Consider the following 18,229-nt stretch of genomic DNA (forward strand, 5'->3'; position numbering starts at 1 on the left):
AAGAAGAGGAGGTTGGATATTGTTTATCTTTGAGGCAAAACGAATTATTACAGTGATTGTTGGTGCATTTTTAAATGCTGCATCTCTGAATTTCTTCTTAATTAAGGCGAATGTATATGCCAGTGGATTCACAGGTGCTGCTCAGTTAGTTTCCAGTGTTTTCAAAGATTTTATTGGGATCGGAGTTAGTACTGGAATTCTGTTACTCTTATTCAATATACCGGTAGCATTGCTTGGTTGGTATAAAGTAGGAAAAGGTTTTACATTTTATAGTATTCTTTCCGTTATTTTCACATCTGTTTTCCTTGCTGTTTTACCTGTAACAGCCATGTCAGAGGATATTATTTTAAATGCCGTCTTTGGTGGTGTCATAGCAGGTACTGGTGTTGGGATGACATTAAAGGTCGGTGCGTCTACAGGAGGGATGGACATCGTTGCGATGGTCCTTTCCCGCATGAAGGATAGACCGATTGGTACGTATTTTTTAACATTAAATGCAATAATTATTGCTATGGCTGGTATTCTTTATGAGCCAGAGAACGCTTTATATACATTGCTAACATTGTATGTGACAACACGTGTTATTGATGCTATTCATACACGTCATGAGAAAGTTACGGCTATGATCATTACACATAAAGCGGATGAATTGCAGCAGGAAATTCACAAGACAATGGTTCGGGGGATTACTATTCTTCCAGCAAAAGGTGCATATACAAAATCTGATAAAAATATGCTTTACCTTGTTGTAACTCGCTATGAATTATATGATTTAGAACGGATTATTAATGAAATAGATCCAAATGCTTTCACAAATATTGTACAAACGACTGGTATATTTGGATTTTTCCGAAGAGACTAGATAAGTCATAAGGAGAACGCAAAAGAATGAAAAAATGCATTATGTTAATTATTGTAATATCGCTGTTGGCTGGTTGCAGTGAAAAAGGTTCACAGGTGAAAGAGGATGAAGAAACTGAGGGAAATGCGGTAAGTTTTCGAAATATTGATGTCAAAGTAGAAGGTGGAAATGTTCGTATGACAGGGGAAGTAAATAGCGATACGAGCACCTTCTACTACAAGCTGAAACAGAATGAAAAAACGCTTGTTAATGAAAAAAATAAAAAATATGTGAACATGGAATGGCAAAAGTTTACGATCGAGTTTAAACTGCCTGATAATATTGCTCAGGATGGAGAGCCGCCGTTTTTACTTTTATATGGAAAAAATGAAGCTGGGGAAGTCATTAATCCAAATTACTTCCCATTGGATTTAGATAGCTAGGAACGGATCACTTTACACAAAAATAATTAAACAAAAAAGGTCAGCTTTCGGGCTGACCTTTTGTATGTAACTTATTAATAGCCGTGTTTTTCAAAAATTTCCTGTACTTTAGGGGTTAAGTTATCCCATTCGACATCAAATTGTTTATTTACCGTAATAAAATTCTGATAGCCAAAAACGTTATCAACGCCTGCAACTTTCATCAGGTCATTCATAATTTCATGTTCACTTTCGTCGCCCGGCATAACAGAAATACTATTCGTACCTTCAAAAATCAATTTGTCAGTAGTAAATTTTAATGCATTCGGATTAGGTGTAGTTTCAACACGCACTCCCATTACGATTACCTCCTACTTTTACTAAGTCATACTTACGTATAATTTTAGCAGAAATAGGTCAAGGAAGAAAGAAAAAGACCAAAAACAAACCACCTTTATCGAAAAGGTGGTTTGTTCGCTTAAAGTAATTCCGTATCATCCTACCAATGAAGTGGAAATTACCATCACGTGCAGAGGTTTAGGTTATTGTAATTGGTCATTTTGCCTCAATTGATTTTCCAACTGCTGTAATTGCTGCTTTTCTTCTGGAGTTGCTTCATTATATGCAGCCTGTATCGCATTTTGTGCAGCCTGTTTGTCAGTTGCATTTGCTGCATTGTTTTGGTTAGTCATAAAGTTATTTACAGCATTTTTAGCTTGTTGAAATAAATTGTTTTCCAATTAAAACCCTCCTAGTGTGTGGTTATCTGTTTCCTCGGCCTTTCGCTCCGCTTCTGTAAACGTCGACCTGTAAGGAAACCGTTCCGCATGCTTTTTAACTGAATCAGCGCTTTGTTGACTAAAACGTCTTGACTTACTACCTTTTCCCACATAAATCCCTCCATAGAAGATATTTAAAGTGGTTCTTAACTAGTAGCTTCTCCAACCGCTCTGGAAATTCAGCAAAAAAGTGAACGCAAGATACGTTCACTTCTAGTATGGTTTATACGATATTATTTTATTAAAGGAAATTATTGAGATATATTTAGCTGTGCGATGTTTGGAGTTTTAAGTAATTTTCCAAAAAGCTCCCAACTCCGTCTTCTTCATTTGTAACAGTGATATGCTTTGCAACAGATTTCAAATCATCTATTGCATTACCCATAGCCACGCCGACTCCTGCATAGTCTATCATTTCCAAATCATTATCTTCATCACCAAAGGCGATAATTCTGTCTTTTGGAATATCAAAGTAATGAGCAATTTTTTGTAATCCCACTGCCTTATTCATTCCCTTTTTAACGATTTCAATAATATTCCATGGTGCTCCCCATTTTCGATGCTCAATCAGTTCAGCATGATAATCGTCCAGATGTCCACGTAATTGCTTAATATGATCTTCTTTCGGATGAATAAGCAAGGAAGTGGGATCTGTAGTTAATTTGCTTTTTAAATTACCTACTGAGAAAGGGGGATCGTTTTGTGTTGCATGGAAGATATCAATAATATCCTGGTCAAATTGGTCTAAATAAACCTCATCCATTACTTCAGCAAGAATATTGTTTACATTCAAGTCATAGCACGTATCTATAATTTTATGTGCAGTGCGAATCGGCATCGGATTATGCAGTGCATCCCATTTATTGTCTCGGGGGTGATGAATCAGCGCCCCATTAAAATTTACCATTGGTGTATCAAGTCTTAGCTCATGATAATAATCAATGCTGGCTCTGTGTGGTCTTCCTGTTGCAATGACTACTACATGGCCTTCTTCGATTGCTTGTAGTACAGTTTGCTTTGTTTTAGTACTGATTACTTTTTTATCGGTTAAGAGTGTTCCATCAAGATCCAATGCAATCAAATGTCGTTTATTTTCCATATCATTCACCTCATCTGACAATAGTTTACCATTAATTCCAGCGCTTCTAAAGCATTAATAAACATACTAGCGTAAATTTTCCTTTACATAATTTGCAATAAACATATTACAACTATTAAAATAGAATTAACAGACATAGCATTCATGAGGAGACGTTGTTTATGATAGGTATAGAAAAACAAGCAATAGATGAGATACCTTGTTTAGTTGTTGGAGATGTATCAAAGAAAAATGACGCATTGCCTACGGTATTATATTTCCATGGTTTCACAAGTGCAAAGGAACATAATTTGCCTTTAGCATATTTACTTGCTGAAAAAGGATATAGAGTTATACTCCCGGATAGTGAATATCATGGAGAGCGTGCACAAGAGGTTTCTTCTATAAAGGTCCAAGTTTCATTCTGGGATATTGTAATGAAAAATGTAAAAGAGCTAAATACCATTAAAGAGGATTTTGAAAAAAGAGGGTTGATTCTTAATGGTAGGTTTGGAATTGCAGGTACGAGTATGGGCGGTATTACGACTTCTGCAGCATTAGCTTGCTATTCTTGGATTCACACCGCAGCTATTTTAATGGGCTCACCTAAAATTACAACTTATGCCAAGACATTAGTGGATAGTTTTAGAAAAATGGGTGATCTTCCTGTAACAGATGAGATGATTACTTATTTATTTGAGCAGCTGGAGCAATATGATTTATCTAAGCAGCCTGAAAAGCTAAATCAACGAGCATTGCTATTATGGCATGGAGAAAATGATCCTGTTGTTCCATTTGATCATTCGTATACTTTTTATGAAGAAGCAAAAAAACTTTACAAAAATCCAGAGGATATTAAGTTTTTGAAGGAATCTAACCGTGGTCACAAAGTGAGCAGATATGCTATTCTTGAGACAGTAAAATGGTTTGAAAAACATTTATAAATAGTGACCGAAGTGATTCATATCATTTTAAAAAAAGGGGAAATATGTTTAAATATAAGTAGGATGAATAGGAGGTATGAAGTATGGATGAAGCTTTAAAAGAGAATTTAATGGGAGCTCTGGAAAATGTTATTGATCCTGAGCTGGGTATAGATATTGTTAACCTTGGTCTAATATATGATGTAGATTTGGATGAAGAAGGTCTTTGTACTGTTACAATGACACTTACAGCAATGGGCTGTCCATTGGCAGGGCACATTGAACAAGATGTTAAGCGTGCATTGTCTGATATTCCTGAAGTGAAAGAGATAAAGGTTGATATTGTATGGAGCCCACCATGGGGTAAGGAAAGAATGTCACGGTATGCTAAAATTGCATTAGGAATTCCAGATTGAGAAAAAGGAAAGGTTGATTCATATACATGAATTAACCTTTTTGTTTAAAGTAGAAAAATTCGATTTCATGTGCTGGTGCAGATGTTCTTGTGAAAAATCTGGTGCCGGCTTTCGGCCAGTAAGGTAATATGTGTGGGACGATTTGGCTTTACTGATCGTCTCTTCTACCGTGTACAATTTTAGTATAGAGGATTGAAGAAGGGAATCGTTTACAAGATGGACTATCCAAAAAGTGCGTTGCCAATCTGTCAGATCATTGGTTATAAAGATACCGGAAAAACGAGCTTAATGGAGAAGCTTATTGTTCATTTTACTTCCCGGAAATGGAAGGTAGGAGCAATAAAGCATCATGGGCATGGTGGTGAGCCTGATTATCAGCCTGGCACGGACAGTCAAAGGCATTATGAAGCAGGTGCTGCTATAAGTGGGGTCCAGGGAGAAAGCCAAGTGCAATTAACAATAAGGGAAGAAGGCAGTCTGGAAAACGTATTGGATTTTTACCGTTTATTGAACCTGGATATACTGTTCATGGAAGGGTATAAAAAAGAAGCTTATCCAAAAATTATTATTTTGAAGGATGAGAAGGATTTAGAACTATTAAGTCTTTCAAATATAATAGCTGTTGTGATATGGAATAATGAGATGTCAACATATACAACATGCCCAATTTTTTCGATGCATAAGATCGAACAGTCTTTATCGCAATTGGCATCTGTAATTACAACTCATCTTGACTTTAAATGTTAAAACTGTCAGTATTTTATGTGGAAAGGGATATTATGAAGAATTTTTGGATTACGGAAGAAGCAATAGAAATTAACGATGTCGTTAACAAAGTAACACGAGCAGAAGCAGGAGCAATTAACACATTTATTGGCACAGTTCGCGAACTTACTAAAGGCAAGCGGACTTTATACCTTGAATACCAGGCTTATGCTGCCATGGCAGAAAAAAAACTCGAGGAAATAGGAAAAGAAATAGATGAACGGTGGGAAAATACGCAAACAGCGATTGCTCATCGTGTTGGGCGTTTGGACATTTCCGATATTGCGGTAGTTATAGCAGTTTCCACACCACATCGTAAGGATGCTTTTGAAGCGAGCCGCTATGCGATTGAACGTATTAAAGAAATTGTCCCGATCTGGAAAAAAGAGCATTGGGAAAATGGGGAACTCTGGATTGGTGATCAAAAGGAGCAGGTTTCTTACGAGGGTAATTTACCCGCTAAGGAGGAGATGCAAGATGATTGAGGTATTATTTTTCGCTGAGCTTCGGGAAAAGGTAGACAGTGGAAAAATTCCCATGGATGCAGCAGGAAAATCTGTGAAAGAATTAAAGGAGATGCTTGTTGCAAAGTATGAGCTTAAGACACTTGACAATGTGATGATTGCAGTAAATGAAGAGTACACGACGGAGAATACTATTCTTGCTGATGATGATGTGGTTGCATTTATTCCACCGGTCAGTGGTGGCTAGTTAGAGAAGAAGAGACTGTTTCGCTCGTGTGCGGAACAGTCTCTTTTTTAGGTGCTTAGGATACTGATACCATCAATTTGGCTTTCGATATATATTGGAATATACAATGATTTTGAGAATAGATAAATTCCTAATTAAGAATATAGATACTGCGTTAATCATTGCTATGGGGAAATATTCCACTTTACGCGGCAGAATTTTACATACCTAACATTTCCATCGCTCTTTCGCTCATTTTGCTTGGGTTCCAGGAGGGCTCCCATACAAGATCTACTTTTACAACATTCACACTATCAAGCTGACTGACACGGTGTTTTACGCCATTGGTAATGCTATCATGCATGGGGCATCCTGGTGTTGTTAGAGTCATACGGATCGTAACATCCTTATTCTCATTCACCATAATACTATAGATAAGACCCAAGTCCATTATATTAACTCCAAGCTCCGGATCAATAACTTCAAACAAGGTAGCGGCTACTTGCTTTTCTAAATTCATTTTTAAAAATCTCCTTTCTTTTTTGATAATTTGCCTGACCATCCATTTCGATACAAACATAGATAACATTTACTTTAACAATACACGGAAAATAGAGCAGGTATATAAGATGGAGGTGAGTGTTAATAAGCCTTGAAAAGTAATGACGAGATGACTCCATTGCCCCAACCCACCAACAGTTAATCCAAGCACACTAGTTATGAAACAGATGAATAAAACCACACTCCAGCTTTCGTGAATCATATCCTTTAATGTAGGCACCTTTTCTTTGCCAATTTTGTTAGAATATTTATAGGTCCACCAAAGGAAAGGAACAATTTTATATAAATAGCCAAGAATACTGAAGACAATCCAGCACATGATATAGAGAAATATAATCCAGCTCCAGCTGATTGGATTTTGATATCCAGCCATATGAAACAGAAGGGCAATAAAATGTATAACTAACCCGTTTCCAATGGCTACAAGAGAGAAAATGAAAGGTTTATCCAGCTTCTTTTTCATTCTTTTTGCTAAAATTTCTTTTATGTCTAAGGTGAAAAATAAAAATCCGAGAAATAAAAGTATCCAACCAAGTGTTTCAAAATAAATAAAATTAGTCCAAAAGGATAAAATCAATAATAGTAAACCAGTTATATAAACAACAAAAGAGCTTTTCGCCCATTTCATTGAATAGCCATGTGATAAGCTAAACATAGGAACAAGCTTATAGGAAAATCCAAATATCAATAAACTAAACCAGCCACCAACACCTAATACAATATGTGAACCAAGGATTGTTTGATGGCTTATAATTTCTCCGTAGGATAGATTCCAGGCTAATAAAAACCCAGCTGAAATGGTCAAAAAGAAACTTGATAAAGCTCCTAAAACAAAATATGTCATTTTATTTTTTTTCTTTTGGGAAAGAATTGTTCTGGCCATTTGAATAAGAAATAGAAGAACCCCAACAATAGCTAAAATTCCCCCAAAGATTGCTTTCTCCGGCTTTAGACCAAGCAATACGGAAAAAATAGAGAACCCTAATGCTGTAATGACAAACTGAATATAGCCAAGTTTGTGACTCCAAATGGGTGTTAAAAAAGCTACAGGTACAAGCTGGTACATGGCTCCCATTGCAATCATAACTGCATATCCAAGAAGAAGAAAATGAGCCCCCATCCAAATGTCGGGAAGACGAAAACTACTATTGGTTAATAGATCTGAATTAATGAACAAAATGATTTGTGCAATAATCAGTGCTATAAGACCATATAGAATAAAAGCAAGGGGAAGCTTGACATTTGTTTCAGACTTCATTGTATTTGAAATCATATTAATCACCAGACTTTGTAATGATTATTTTAAAGCTGCCATCTTCCAGTGGCTCTGTTGCATGGGAATAACCACGCTCATCCAACTCTTCATATAAAAACATTGGTCTCCGATCATTTATAATAGAAAGGTGCTCTCCAATATTCATGCCATCCAACGCCTTCAATGTACGGATCATTGGTTGGGGAGGTTCTAAACCTCGATTATCGATAATCATTTCGTAGCCCCCTTTTTTACGTAGGTTACAATCCAATGCCTTTTATCTACTTTTTCAACTTGATGTGCAAATCCCTTTCGGTGTAGCACTTTATGCAGTGGAAGTGGATTAAACGGTGCATGCAAAATAAGCTCCTGCCCTACTTCAATACTTTTTACTGCAGCCATAATCTTATCAAAAGGTTCTTTTTTTAATCGAAGATCTTCTCGAACATCAAGTACGACAGCTTCTTTTAATTCCATAATAGCATCTCCCTACCTTTGATTATTTCCCTTTTATGATAATCACTTTCAATTAGGAGTGAAGTGACTTGTATCACATCAATTTAAGTGAAGAAATCCTGTTAAGTGGAAACGTTTATATAAATTAAAAAAGCAGGTATCTTTGATAAGAACCTGCTCTGTGATTAGAATAATTCATCTTCTAATGCTTCTGTATTAATTTGTAAAAGCCCTGTTTTATCCGTTTGTATGAAGTCTTTCTTTTTTAATTGGGTTAATGTTCGACTGACGGTTTCTCGACTGGAGCCAATCATATTGGCCATTTCTCTATTTGTAAATTGTGTGTCAATAACCGTATGTGTGTCGGAAACTTCTCTTCCATGGTTTTTAGCCAATCGTAATAATAACAGGATTATTTGTTCATACGTATTATGAAGAATCTTTTCTTGCAGCCGATTTTGCAAATCCACAATTTTATCTCCAAGTACCCTGAAAAGTTTAATACATATTTCGGGATGAGTGATAAGGAAGTTTTCAAAGGAATGTATTGGTATATAAATAAGTACAGCATCCTCAGTTACCTCTGCATGTGCCGGATAATCATCCTGCCTAAAGAATCCTTGGTGTGGAAACATGTCACCAGGCTGAAGCATATTGACGATCTGTTCTTTACCATGGATGTCTGTTTTATATATTTTAACTAGTCCCTTATGGATGAAGTACACATTAGTTAGAGGATCACCTTGCATAAAAATATGGGTTCCTGAACGGTATATCCGGTTTTTTGCAAGGTTAATAATAGGCTCCATTTCAAAATCAGTTAAATCTTTAAACATAGGAAATCGTTGTAAAAGTTCCTGAATCGATTGCGTGTTCACCAAAAAACTCCTTTCAATTTCTGTCTTTATTCTATTTATCAGTTTACCATGAGAATGAACTGCGACCTATGGAAAAAATAACTGCTTTGTAATAATGTGATAAATATCATATCCTAGGGGTGTTTTATCTCACATCATATCCACTCTATACAGTTTATGATATACATGTAAACAAATGATTGGGAGGCGTGATTACATGAGTGAGATAAAGTATGCAGCAAAAGTGCATGCACCAGATATTGAGCCAAGAATAAGACATCCGCGGATATTTGAAGTTTTTGATGAATTAAAAGCAGGAGAGGTTATGGAACTAACAAATGATCATGATCCAAAACCGCTACAGTATCAATTTATGATGGAAAGGAAAGATTCCTTTGAATGGGAGTATATAGAAGAAGGGCCAATGCTTTGGAGAGTGGCGATTGGAAAAAGATAAATTTAGAATAAATAGACCCAGTTTTCCGGGTCTATTTTTAATTGCTGCTAGGGTTTTGTGAAAGAGTAATTTTAATACAAGTTCATATAGATCATTAATATTAGTATTCCATGATTGTGACGATATGATGAATTCTGTTAAAAAAGTGAAAAACATCACACCCACTTTTAAAATAGTAATTTACAATTTATGTAGATAGTTTGAGGAGGGGTACTATGTTTTCACGAGATTATAATAAAAATCCTTTTATTGTTATATGGGAGTTGACCAGAGCTTGTCAGCTAAAATGCCTTCATTGCCGGGCAGAAGCTCAATATCATAGAAACCCATTGGAGCTTGATTTTGAAGAAGGTAAGAAGCTAATAGATGATATATATGAAATGGATAACCCAATGCTTGTGTTTACAGGTGGAGACCCACTTGAAAGACCAGATGTTTTTGATATAGCAGAATATGCTGTTAAAAAAGGTGTCCGGGTATCCATGACACCATCTGCAACACCAAATGTTACAAAAGAAGCCATGCAAAAAGCAAAGGATGTGGGCTTAGCAAGGTGGGCTTTTAGTATTGATGGGCATTGTGCTGAGGTACATGATCATTTTCGGGGAACAGAAGGATCCTTTGATTTAACAATGAATGCAATAAAGTACCTTCATGAATTAAACATGCCTTTGCAAATTAACACAGTTATATCAAGATATAATTATCGATATTTGGATGAAATGGCTAAGATGGTGGAAGAACTTGGTTGTGTGTTGTGGAGTGTATTTTTCCTTGTTCCTACAGGAAGAGGAAAGGAATCCGATATGATTACACCAGCAGAACATGAGAAGGTGTTTCGATGGCTCTATGACTTATCCAAACGTGTTCCCTTTGATATTAAAACCACAGCTGGTCAGCATTATAGACGAGTGGTAATCCAAAATAAAATTAGAGAACAAAAAGGAATGAGTGATAAGGAGCATATTTTTTATGAGGATGCACTGATGAACGGTAAGACCGGCCAAATTGACGGCTTAGGACGCGCTCCAAAAGGTGTGAATGATGGGAATGGCTTCGTTTTTATTTCTCATACAGGAGATGTATATCCAAGTGGATTGCTTCCTGTAAAAGCTGGTAATGTCCGAAGAACACCGCTTGCGGAAATTTATCGCGAATCCGAAGTTTTTAAGAACTTGCGTAATCCTGATAAATATAAAGGGAAATGTGGTGTTTGTGAGTTCCGACATGTTTGTGGAGGATCCAGATCCCGTGCCTATAATGTGACAGGTGATTACATGGAAAGTGAACCATATTGTGTGTATATTCCAAGAGCAATGCGTAAAAAGAAGTCTTCGAAAGTATAACAACAGAATCGCAAGCACTTACTAATATTATTGGGTCTAATGATTCGTGAAATGGATATATTGTGAAGTAACTTGGTTGTTTGAAATGGCCGCTTCGGAAAATAAAGTATAGTGAACAAACTATAGCTTGTTTGCGAATGCCTCCGGGGATAGTTTTGCTCTGCAGCCGATTAAATTGCTCTCCGGCGGATTATCTCGCTCTGCAGCCGATTAAATTGCTCTCCGGCAGATTATCTTGCTCTGCAGCCGATTAAATTGTTCTCCGGCGGATTATTTTGCTCTGCAGCTGATTAAATTGTTCTCTGGCGGATTATCTTGCTCTGCAGCCGATTGTCCCACACTAGTTCGCATTTACTCCTACTACGAACTAGTGAGAAGTAGCTTTTGTACCCCAACATTTGCAAAAGCCCCATTTTTTAGAGAGAAAAAAGGAGTCAGCTTATGCTAGCCGACTCCTCATATGTTTTAATGTATGGTGCATAGGACAATAGGGCAGTCTTCACAATTTATTTCTGACTTTAAAAAGTTCAAATCATGAATGGTAATATGGCCTTTATCCATGGAAATAACTGAATTTCGTTTCAACTCGTTTAACAAGCGATTGACACTTTCTCTTGTTGTACCACAAAAATTAGCCAATTGCTGATTCGTCAGTGATATATCTAGGTAAATATCTTGATTTGTTTTTACTCCATAGCTATTTGAAAGGCGGATTAACGTAGAATATAGTGCGCCTTTTTTACCGAAAAGTACAAGATCACGAAATCTGGTTTGGTCCCTTCGATAGGAATTATTCATTAGCTTCATAAATTCAATAGTAAGTTCTTTTTCCTGCAGTAAGCTTTCTTCTAGCTTTGCTTTATCGAGTACAATCACTTCTCCATCTTCCAGTACTTTTGCATGAAGAATATATTTTACTTCTTCGGAATATAAATTAACTTCCCCAATAATATCACCAGCATGACAAATTCTTAAAGCCAGTTCTTTTCCATCAGGGGAAAGCTTACCAATTTGTACTTTTCCTGATGTTACCATAAATAATCTGGAAGCAGGCTCACCTTCATTAAATAGAAACGTATCTTTCTTAATTGATAAAGGGTTTCCTTCCTTATGAAGGAGCTTCTGAAGATCAGTGGAAACTTCAGATGTCTTTACTTTACTTTTCATACGGAGCAACCACCTTTATAAAACACTGGAACAGCATACTCTATCTGGAACATACACTTTGTATGCTTGCTTAATATCTATAAGAATAGGATAACAAGGATACCAACAATAAAGCAATAGAAAGCGAAGTACTTTAAATTTCCTTTTGCCATAATATTAATAAACCATTTAAGTGCATAGAAAGATGCTACAATAGATGCCATAAATGCAATTAGATATGGGATCATTAAGGCATCAAAATTAGGATCACTAATAATATCTGTAAATGAAAGGACAGTAATACCAAGACTGACCGGAATATATAACAAGAAGGAAAATCGCAATGCGGTTTCCTGCTTCATACCTACAAGCATTGCAGCTACAATGGTGGCTCCAGAACGGCTGATTCCTGGAATCAAGGCAACAGCTTGGGCGAAACCTACGATCAATGCATCCTTCACTTTTAAGTCTCCATCATTTTTGTTCCCTCGCATATTACGAATAATCCACAAAGCTGCGCCTGTTATAAGTAACGTAAAACCAACAACAGCAACTCCACTTAGTTTGTCTTCAATATAATCTTCCAAAAGAAGTCCAAGAACTCCCGTTGGAATTGTAGCAACGATAAGGAAAACTACAAATTGAAAATCACCTTTGGCTGCTTCTTCTTTTTTTGTAACATAGTGAAGTGTGTTTTGGATTAGTCGAATAATATCTTTTCGAAACACAAGTAATACAGCAATGAGGGATCCGAAATTAACTAATATTTCAAATGATAATCCCTTTATATTAATAGAAAAAAGCTCTCGTAAAATTACGAGGTGCCCACTTGAAGAAATGGGGATTGGTTCTGTAAATCCTTGAAATAACCCTAAAATTAAATATTTTATTAATGTGCCTAGTTCTGTCAATGTCTCCATGAGATATCTCCTTTTTTCAATCGTTCTTTTAAACATATTCGATAAGATAGTAACTTTATTGACTCACTAAAACAATGATCATTTATTTTAATGTGCTGACAAGTCACCAAGTAATTACTAGTTGAATAGTCTAGATGGTGAGGAGGCGGTTAAGATGAAAATGAATAATGATTATAACCATATATACGATTTATGTAAAAAACATATGCATTCTTATGTCCTTGCTGAAACAACAGATGGCTCCCAAGTTGATGGAATTATTACTGGATTAGATGATGAATACGTCTATTTTGCAGTGCCAATTGGTGCAGAGGAGCATCAAAACATGTCATCTCCAGATGACCAAAGGCAGTTTGGCTATGGTTTTGGTTATCCAGGTTACGGCTTTCCCGGGTACGGATTCGGTGGCTATCCAGGGTTTTACAGACCGAGAAGATTTCGCAGACTGGTACTTCCACTTGCAGCTCTTACAGCACTAAGTATCTTGCCATGGTATTAAGAAAATAATGTAATAGGAAAACCCTTGCCCAACTATTGCTTAAAGGCAAGGGTTCTCTCTAACTTTTTCAATTAATTACTATGATCCTCTTTCAACGCGCCATCCCCTAATATAGCAATTGCCACTACAAGAATGCCGGCAAATACTATCGTGCTAAGGAAACTGAATGACTCGCCACCCATGCTTGATAATACATAGGAAAGAACGGAGCTTATTAATAATGCCCAAATTATTGTCCATATGTAACGCAACGTGAACACCTCATTTTTTCTTTAACTGTCTAAATGATTTCAAACTTCCTTTCCTAGTTTATCAAATCCTTACATAAAATAAAAGTATTATTTCAATAGGGAGGCAGTATGATGACGGAATTAGTAGCATTTTGCAATGATTGGATTGGGTTTCATATAATTAATGATTTACTTGAGCATGGATATAAAGTAAATGGAATAGAGGATACAACTAAGGATGATATGTTAACAATGTTTTTTGGTAGAAATAGTTCTTTTCAAATGGTGAACTTAGAGACAAAGAAATCTTATGAACATGCCATTCTTACTAATAGTAATAGAAAGCCGAATGAAATGAACGCAGAACACATTCTGGTTATTAACCCCGATGAAAATAGATCACGAAGTCCGAATGAAATTTTTATTTTCGCACCTTTGCTTTATGGGGAATGGATGCCAATGAATAAACAAGGTATTCTTCACGGTAAAGAGATCATTCCATTTGATTCAACGCGGTTTGATCAAGATGCTATATATATAAAAGAGTTCACTAAATTACTTATCCAATGGATAAAAGGCAAGAAAACTTCATCTACCTTGTATGTAAAAACAAAGGAAATGAAAAAGAGAGAAAAAGAAAAGCTTGAAAATTCCATTTATATTCGTGACAATATACCTAAGGAGAAACGGATAGAGCAAGTTATAAAACATTATGAACAATATGGAGCAATGTATAATATGGATTAATTGAAGTAGAATGGAGTGCCGAAATGAAACGAGTACTTTTCATCTGTATAAGTGGAATTTTATTAGTGTTACTTGGTGGATGCAATTTATATAGTAGAGGCGAACTGCAGGCTGTTGGAATGCTCTTTGATAGTCCAATGGAGGAGCAAGCCTGGGGGAAGAAAGGTTATAAAGGCTTAATGGCAATTCAGGAAACAGAGAATGTGGATGTTTACTATAAAGAAAATATATATACAGAAAACGATGTTGCACTAGCGGTAAATGAATTTGTGGAAAATGGGGTAAATCTAATTTTTGGTCATAGTAATAGTTTTGGTAAATATTTTAAAGAAATTGCAAATGATTACCCCGATGTCCACTTTGTCTATTTTAATGGCAATATTCATTCCGACAATTTAACAAGCTTAAAATTTAATGGAGAAGCTATGGGTTTTTTTGGTGGAATGGTGGCAAGTAAAATGACACAGACAAATCAACTGGGAATTATAGGTGCATATGAATGGCAACCCGAAATTGAGGGATTCTATGAGGGCGCAAAATATCAAAATCCTGCTGTAGATATTTATATAAAAATATTAAACACATGGGTCAATAGAGACTTAGCTATAGATATTTATAAGAAGATGCTTGGAAATGACATTGATGTATTTTATCCAACAGGAGATTCGTTTAGTAATGAAATTATTGAAAGGTCGAAGAGGAATGATGTCCATACAATAGGGTATGTAGATGATCAATTGAAGTTAGGGAAGAACACTGTTTTAACAAGCACTGTACAACATGTGGACAAGCTTTATGAAATTGCAGCAGAGAGATTTGATAAGGGAAATCTCGATGGTGGGGTTCTTACATTTGATTTTGGTGATGGCGTTATATCTCTCGGAGATTTCAGTCCACTTGTTCCTGAAAGCTTTCAACAAGAAATCAAAGAATCCATTCAGGAATACATAGAAACAGGGAAGCTGCCAAATGCCCGCTAATATAGGGAACCCCTTATACACTGGTTTTTTAAAGCGTGCTGGGAGGTTGATTAGCAGCTTTTACTCTTGCAAGTTGCACATTAATACATTAAAATTAGTACCAAGTCATAATAATTGATAATAAACTTTTAATATATAAGGAGATGGAAATATGAACGTTGGTGTATTAGGTACAGGTCATTACCTTCCAACAAGAGTTGTGACAAACAAGGACATGGAAAAGATTGTCGATACAAATGATGAGTGGATCCGGACGCGTACAGGAATTGAAGAACGTAGACTTGCAGAAGATAACGTAGATTCATCTGACATGGCATACCATGCCGCAAAAGGGGCTATAGAGGAATCTGGTATCGCAGCAGAAGACATCGATATGATTCTTGTTGCAACAGTAACTCCTGACACGCCATTTCCATCTGTAGCCTGTATGATACAAGATAAATTAGGTGCGAAGAATGCTGCGGCTATGGATATAAGTGCAGCATGTTCAGGGTTTATGTATGGTATGATTACGGCTAAGCAATTTATTGAAACAAAAGCATATAAGCATATTCTCGTTGTTGGTGTAGATAAGCTATCTAAAATTACCAATTGGGAGGACCGTGGAACATGTGTCTTGCTTGGTGATGGAGCAGGGGCCGCTGTTATAGGTGAAGTTTCAGAAGGGAAGGGTATTCTATCCTTTGAACTTGGTGCAAATGGTGCAGGAGGCAAGGAATTATATCAAAATGAAGATAACCATTTAGTAATGAATGGTCGTGAAGTATATAAGTTTGCAGTTCGTCAAATGCCGGAGTCTACTGTAAATGTCATTGAAGAAATTGGTCTAAACAAAGAAGATGTGGACTATTTAATTCCACACCAGGCAAATATCCGAATCATGGATGCAGCACGTGAGCGCTTAGGCATTTCAGAAGACAAAATGGCAAAAACGATAAAGAAATACGGAAATAACTCTTCAGCATCAATTCCAATGGCGTTATCAGAAGCAGTTAAAGATGGTAAAATAAAAGATAATGATTTAGTAGTAATGGTTGGCTTTGGAGGCGGTTTGACTTGGGGAGCCGTCGCTTTACGCTGGGGAAAATAGACAAAAATAGAACGAAATATTATAGGAGGTTACCTTATGGATAATAAAAGAGTAGTTATTACAGGGCTTGGAGCAATAACTCCTTTAGGAAACAATGTAGACACCATGTGGGAAAATGTTCTTGCAGGCAAATCCGGAATTGATTTTGTAACGAGAGTAAACAAAGATGATTTCCCTGCAAAAGTAGCAGCAGAAGTAAAGGAATTTGACCCTACTGCATATATGGACAAAAAAGATGCAAGAAAAATGGACCCATTTACTCAATATGCAGTCGCAGCAGCCAAAATGGCGGTGGAAGATGCAAAGTTGACAATTGATGATTCCAATGCACATCGTGTTGGGGTGTGGATCGGCTCAGGCATCGGTGGTATGCAAACATGGGAAGACCAGCATACAAAATTTTTGGAAAAGGGACCGAAGCGTGTTAGTCCATTTTTTGTTCCTATGATGATTCCAGACATGGCGGCTGGTCAGGTGTCTATTCAGCTAGGTGCAAAAGGAATTAATTCTTGTAGTGTGACTGCATGTGCTTCTGGTGCAAACTCAATTGGCGATGCTTTTAAAGCGGTGCAGCGTGGAGATGTTGATTATATTATAGCTGGAGGTACAGAAGCCCCAATATCTAATATGGCCTTTGCTGGTTTTTCATCAGCTAAAGCACTGTCATTGAATGAAGATCCTTCTAAAGCAAGCCGTCCATTTGATAAAAACCGCGATGGTTTTGTTATGGGTGAAGGTTCAGGTATTTTGATCATGGAAACATTGGAGACTGCATTAGAACGTGGTGCACATATTTACGGGGAAATTGTTGGCTATGGTGCAACCGGAGATGCTTACCACATCACAGCCCCAGCTGAGCATGGTGAGGGTGCTGCTCGAGCAATGCAAAAAGCTATTGAAGATGCAGGCTTGCAGCCGGAAGATGTCGATTACATTAATGCGCATGGGACAAGTACTGCACTAAATGATAAATTTGAAACAGAAGCAATAAAAACAGTATTTGGTGAATATGCATATAAGGTTGCTGTTTCCTCGACAAAATCTATGACTGGTCATCTACTTGGAGCGGCAGGTGGTATAGAGTCAGTTATTTCTCTAAAAACAATTGAGGATAGCATTATACCTGCTACAATAAACTATGAAACACCAGATGAGGACTGTGATCTGGATTATGTTCCAAATGAAGCCAGGAAGCAGAACGTCAACGTAGTAGTCAGCAATTCTCTAGGATTTGGTGGACACAACGTAGCATTAGTATTTAAAAAATATCAATAATATAAGAAACTATTAAGAAAGGCTGATCAGCAAAAGTTGCTGATCGGCCTTTTTTTATGGCTCTGTATCCATTATTGCTCTTGGCGGGCAAAGAGCTTATTAGCTTTGGTGGCAAAGATTTTAAGGTTTTCTAGGTTTCTTAAATATGACTTACCTTGTCTGTTATGGAGTGTATGACGGACAATGCGGCCGTGGAAATGCGTGTGAATGTCTATCATCGAGTGTATGACGGACAATGCGGTCGTGGAAATGCGTGTGAATGTCTATCATCGAGTGTATGACGGACAATGCGGCCCTGGAAACGCGTGTGAATGTCTATCATCGAGTGTATGACGGATAATGCGGCCGTGGAAATGCGTGTGAATGTCTATCATAAAAGGTATGACGGACAATGCGGTCGTGAAAACACGTGTGAATGTCTATCATGAAGCGGACAATGAATGAAAGCTCAGACATCCCTCATTTTTTCCTGATTAGCTGCATAAAATGGAATTAA

At 36.8% G+C, this 18,229-nt stretch carries 26 protein-coding genes; 14 read left to right on the plus strand and 12 right to left on the minus strand.

Annotated elements, in window-relative coordinates; all coding sequences use genetic code 11:
• Positions 1–19 precede the first annotated feature (19 nt).
• Both BME96_RS04610 and BME96_RS04615 read left to right on the plus strand, forming a co-directional pair.
• Complete coding sequence (locus BME96_RS04610; RefSeq protein ID WP_019376222.1) at positions 20–862, plus strand: YitT family protein; 843 nt, start codon at positions 20–22, stop codon at positions 860–862.
• Between the two features lie 26 nt (positions 863–888).
• A complete protein-coding gene (locus BME96_RS04615; RefSeq protein WP_071648436.1) occupies positions 889–1,284 on the plus strand; it encodes a hypothetical protein in 396 nt (131 codons plus the stop codon).
• A 74-nt stretch (positions 1,285–1,358) separates the two neighbouring features.
• On the opposite strand, the gene BME96_RS04620 is transcribed toward BME96_RS04615, so the two are convergent.
• The 4 genes from BME96_RS04620 to BME96_RS04630 all read right to left on the minus strand — a co-directional run bounded on the left by BME96_RS04620 (position 1,359) and on the right by BME96_RS04630 (position 3,141).
• Positions 1,359–1,622, minus strand: coding sequence for a NifU N-terminal domain-containing protein (locus BME96_RS04620; RefSeq protein ID WP_019376224.1), 264 nt, complete (start codon positions 1,620–1,622; stop codon positions 1,359–1,361).
• Between the two features lie 183 nt (positions 1,623–1,805).
• Positions 1,806–2,003, minus strand: a complete 198-nt coding sequence (locus BME96_RS04625) for a DUF3813 family protein (protein WP_040954638.1) — start codon at positions 2,001–2,003, stop codon at positions 1,806–1,808.
• Positions 2,004–2,153 carry a hypothetical protein gene (locus BME96_RS19755; RefSeq protein ID WP_019376226.1) on the minus strand — a complete coding sequence of 50 codons (150 nt, stop codon included), beginning with the start codon at positions 2,151–2,153 and terminating at the stop codon, positions 2,004–2,006.
• 154 nt (positions 2,154–2,307) lie between these two features.
• Positions 2,308–3,141, minus strand: a complete 834-nt coding sequence (locus BME96_RS04630) for a Cof-type HAD-IIB family hydrolase (RefSeq protein WP_019376227.1) — start codon at positions 3,139–3,141, stop codon at positions 2,308–2,310.
• Positions 3,142–3,302: 161 nt separating this feature from the next.
• On the opposite strand from BME96_RS04630, the gene BME96_RS04635 reads away from it, so the two are divergent.
• From BME96_RS04635 to moaD, 5 genes are all read left to right on the plus strand, one after another.
• Positions 3,303–4,064, plus strand: a complete 762-nt coding sequence (locus BME96_RS04635; RefSeq protein ID WP_019376228.1) for a prolyl oligopeptidase family serine peptidase — start codon at positions 3,303–3,305, stop codon at positions 4,062–4,064.
• An 83-nt stretch (positions 4,065–4,147) separates the two neighbouring features.
• Positions 4,148–4,459 carry a metal-sulfur cluster assembly factor gene (locus BME96_RS04640; protein WP_019376229.1) on the plus strand — a complete coding sequence of 104 codons (312 nt, stop codon included), beginning with the start codon at positions 4,148–4,150 and terminating at the stop codon, positions 4,457–4,459.
• 216 nt (positions 4,460–4,675) lie between these two features.
• Positions 4,676–5,206, plus strand: a complete 531-nt coding sequence (gene mobB, locus BME96_RS04645; RefSeq protein ID WP_071648437.1) for a molybdopterin-guanine dinucleotide biosynthesis protein B — start codon at positions 4,676–4,678, stop codon at positions 5,204–5,206.
• A 32-nt stretch (positions 5,207–5,238) separates the two neighbouring features.
• A complete protein-coding gene (locus tag BME96_RS04650; protein WP_071648438.1) occupies positions 5,239–5,709 on the plus strand; it encodes a molybdenum cofactor biosynthesis protein MoaE in 471 nt (156 codons plus the stop codon).
• Positions 5,702–5,935 (plus strand): molybdopterin converting factor subunit 1, encoded by a 234-nt coding sequence (moaD, locus tag BME96_RS04655; protein ID WP_071648439.1) that lies wholly within the window; start codon positions 5,702–5,704, stop codon positions 5,933–5,935. Before BME96_RS04650 ends, moaD begins: the two co-directional genes overlap by 8 nt.
• Positions 5,936–6,134: 199 nt before the next feature.
• On the opposite strand, the gene BME96_RS04660 is transcribed toward moaD, so the two are convergent.
• The 5 genes from BME96_RS04660 to BME96_RS04680 all read right to left on the minus strand — a co-directional run bounded on the left by BME96_RS04660 (position 6,135) and on the right by BME96_RS04680 (position 9,064).
• Positions 6,135–6,434, minus strand: a complete 300-nt coding sequence (locus BME96_RS04660; RefSeq protein WP_019376233.1) for a metal-sulfur cluster assembly factor — start codon at positions 6,432–6,434, stop codon at positions 6,135–6,137.
• A gap of 69 nt (positions 6,435–6,503) precedes the next feature.
• Positions 6,504–7,748 (minus strand): hypothetical protein, encoded by a 1,245-nt coding sequence (locus BME96_RS04665; protein ID WP_071648440.1) that lies wholly within the window; start codon positions 7,746–7,748, stop codon positions 6,504–6,506.
• Between the two features lies 1 nt (position 7,749).
• The gene (locus BME96_RS04670; RefSeq protein WP_019376235.1) at positions 7,750–7,965 is read right to left on the minus strand and encodes a DUF2249 domain-containing protein; all 216 of its coding nucleotides are present in this window, start codon (positions 7,963–7,965) and stop codon (positions 7,750–7,752) included.
• Positions 7,962–8,207 carry a DUF2249 domain-containing protein gene (locus tag BME96_RS04675; RefSeq protein WP_060680593.1) on the minus strand — a complete coding sequence of 82 codons (246 nt, stop codon included), beginning with the start codon at positions 8,205–8,207 and terminating at the stop codon, positions 7,962–7,964. The genes BME96_RS04670 and BME96_RS04675 overlap by 4 nt, the downstream gene beginning before the upstream one ends.
• A gap of 164 nt (positions 8,208–8,371) precedes the next feature.
• The gene (locus tag BME96_RS04680; protein ID WP_019376237.1) at positions 8,372–9,064 is read right to left on the minus strand and encodes a Crp/Fnr family transcriptional regulator; all 693 of its coding nucleotides are present in this window, start codon (positions 9,062–9,064) and stop codon (positions 8,372–8,374) included.
• A gap of 196 nt (positions 9,065–9,260) precedes the next feature.
• Here BME96_RS04680 and BME96_RS04685 point away from each other — a divergent pair, with 196 nt between their 5' ends.
• Together BME96_RS04685 and BME96_RS04690 are read left to right on the plus strand one after the other, a co-directional pair.
• Positions 9,261–9,500 carry a DUF2249 domain-containing protein gene (locus tag BME96_RS04685; RefSeq protein ID WP_019376238.1) on the plus strand — a complete coding sequence of 80 codons (240 nt, stop codon included), beginning with the start codon at positions 9,261–9,263 and terminating at the stop codon, positions 9,498–9,500.
• Between the two features lie 215 nt (positions 9,501–9,715).
• On the plus strand, positions 9,716–10,846 hold the full coding sequence (locus BME96_RS04690; RefSeq protein ID WP_019376239.1) for a TIGR04053 family radical SAM/SPASM domain-containing protein: 1,131 nt from the start codon (positions 9,716–9,718) through the stop codon (positions 10,844–10,846).
• A 465-nt stretch (positions 10,847–11,311) separates the two neighbouring features.
• Here the strand turns inward: BME96_RS04690 and BME96_RS04695 are convergent, their stop codons facing one another.
• Positions 11,312–12,013, minus strand: a complete 702-nt coding sequence (locus BME96_RS04695; protein WP_060680595.1) for a Crp/Fnr family transcriptional regulator — start codon at positions 12,011–12,013, stop codon at positions 11,312–11,314.
• Positions 12,014–12,090: 77 nt separating this feature from the next.
• Entirely contained in the window at positions 12,091–12,903 is an 813-nt protein-coding gene (locus tag BME96_RS04700) for an undecaprenyl-diphosphate phosphatase (protein ID WP_408068410.1), read from the minus strand.
• Positions 12,904–13,066: 163 nt separating this feature from the next.
• On the opposite strand from BME96_RS04700, the gene BME96_RS04705 reads away from it, so the two are divergent.
• Positions 13,067–13,411, plus strand: a complete 345-nt coding sequence (locus tag BME96_RS04705; protein WP_071648442.1) for a hypothetical protein — start codon at positions 13,067–13,069, stop codon at positions 13,409–13,411.
• Positions 13,412–13,482: 71 nt separating this feature from the next.
• Here the strand turns inward: BME96_RS04705 and BME96_RS04710 are convergent, their stop codons facing one another.
• On the minus strand, positions 13,483–13,662 hold the full coding sequence (locus BME96_RS04710) for a DUF2929 family protein (protein ID WP_019376243.1): 180 nt from the start codon (positions 13,660–13,662) through the stop codon (positions 13,483–13,485).
• A 111-nt stretch (positions 13,663–13,773) separates the two neighbouring features.
• On the opposite strand from BME96_RS04710, the gene BME96_RS04715 reads away from it, so the two are divergent.
• From BME96_RS04715 to fabF, 4 genes are all read left to right on the plus strand, one after another.
• The gene (locus BME96_RS04715; protein WP_071648443.1) at positions 13,774–14,388 is read left to right on the plus strand and encodes a hypothetical protein; all 615 of its coding nucleotides are present in this window, start codon (positions 13,774–13,776) and stop codon (positions 14,386–14,388) included.
• A 23-nt stretch (positions 14,389–14,411) separates the two neighbouring features.
• Positions 14,412–15,368, plus strand: coding sequence for a BMP family ABC transporter substrate-binding protein (locus BME96_RS04720; protein ID WP_071648444.1), 957 nt, complete (start codon positions 14,412–14,414; stop codon positions 15,366–15,368).
• Between the two features lie 151 nt (positions 15,369–15,519).
• Complete coding sequence (locus BME96_RS04725; RefSeq protein WP_071648445.1) at positions 15,520–16,458, plus strand: beta-ketoacyl-ACP synthase III; 939 nt, start codon at positions 15,520–15,522, stop codon at positions 16,456–16,458.
• Between the two features lie 36 nt (positions 16,459–16,494).
• Positions 16,495–17,733, plus strand: coding sequence for a beta-ketoacyl-ACP synthase II (gene fabF / locus BME96_RS04730; RefSeq protein ID WP_060680607.1), 1,239 nt, complete (start codon positions 16,495–16,497; stop codon positions 17,731–17,733).
• Positions 17,734–18,229: the final 496 nt, after the last annotated feature.

Origin of the sequence: Virgibacillus halodenitrificans (assembly GCF_001878675.1) — a bacterium.
Classification (GTDB): Bacteria; Bacillota; Bacilli; order Bacillales; family Amphibacillaceae; genus Virgibacillus_Q; species Virgibacillus_Q halodenitrificans.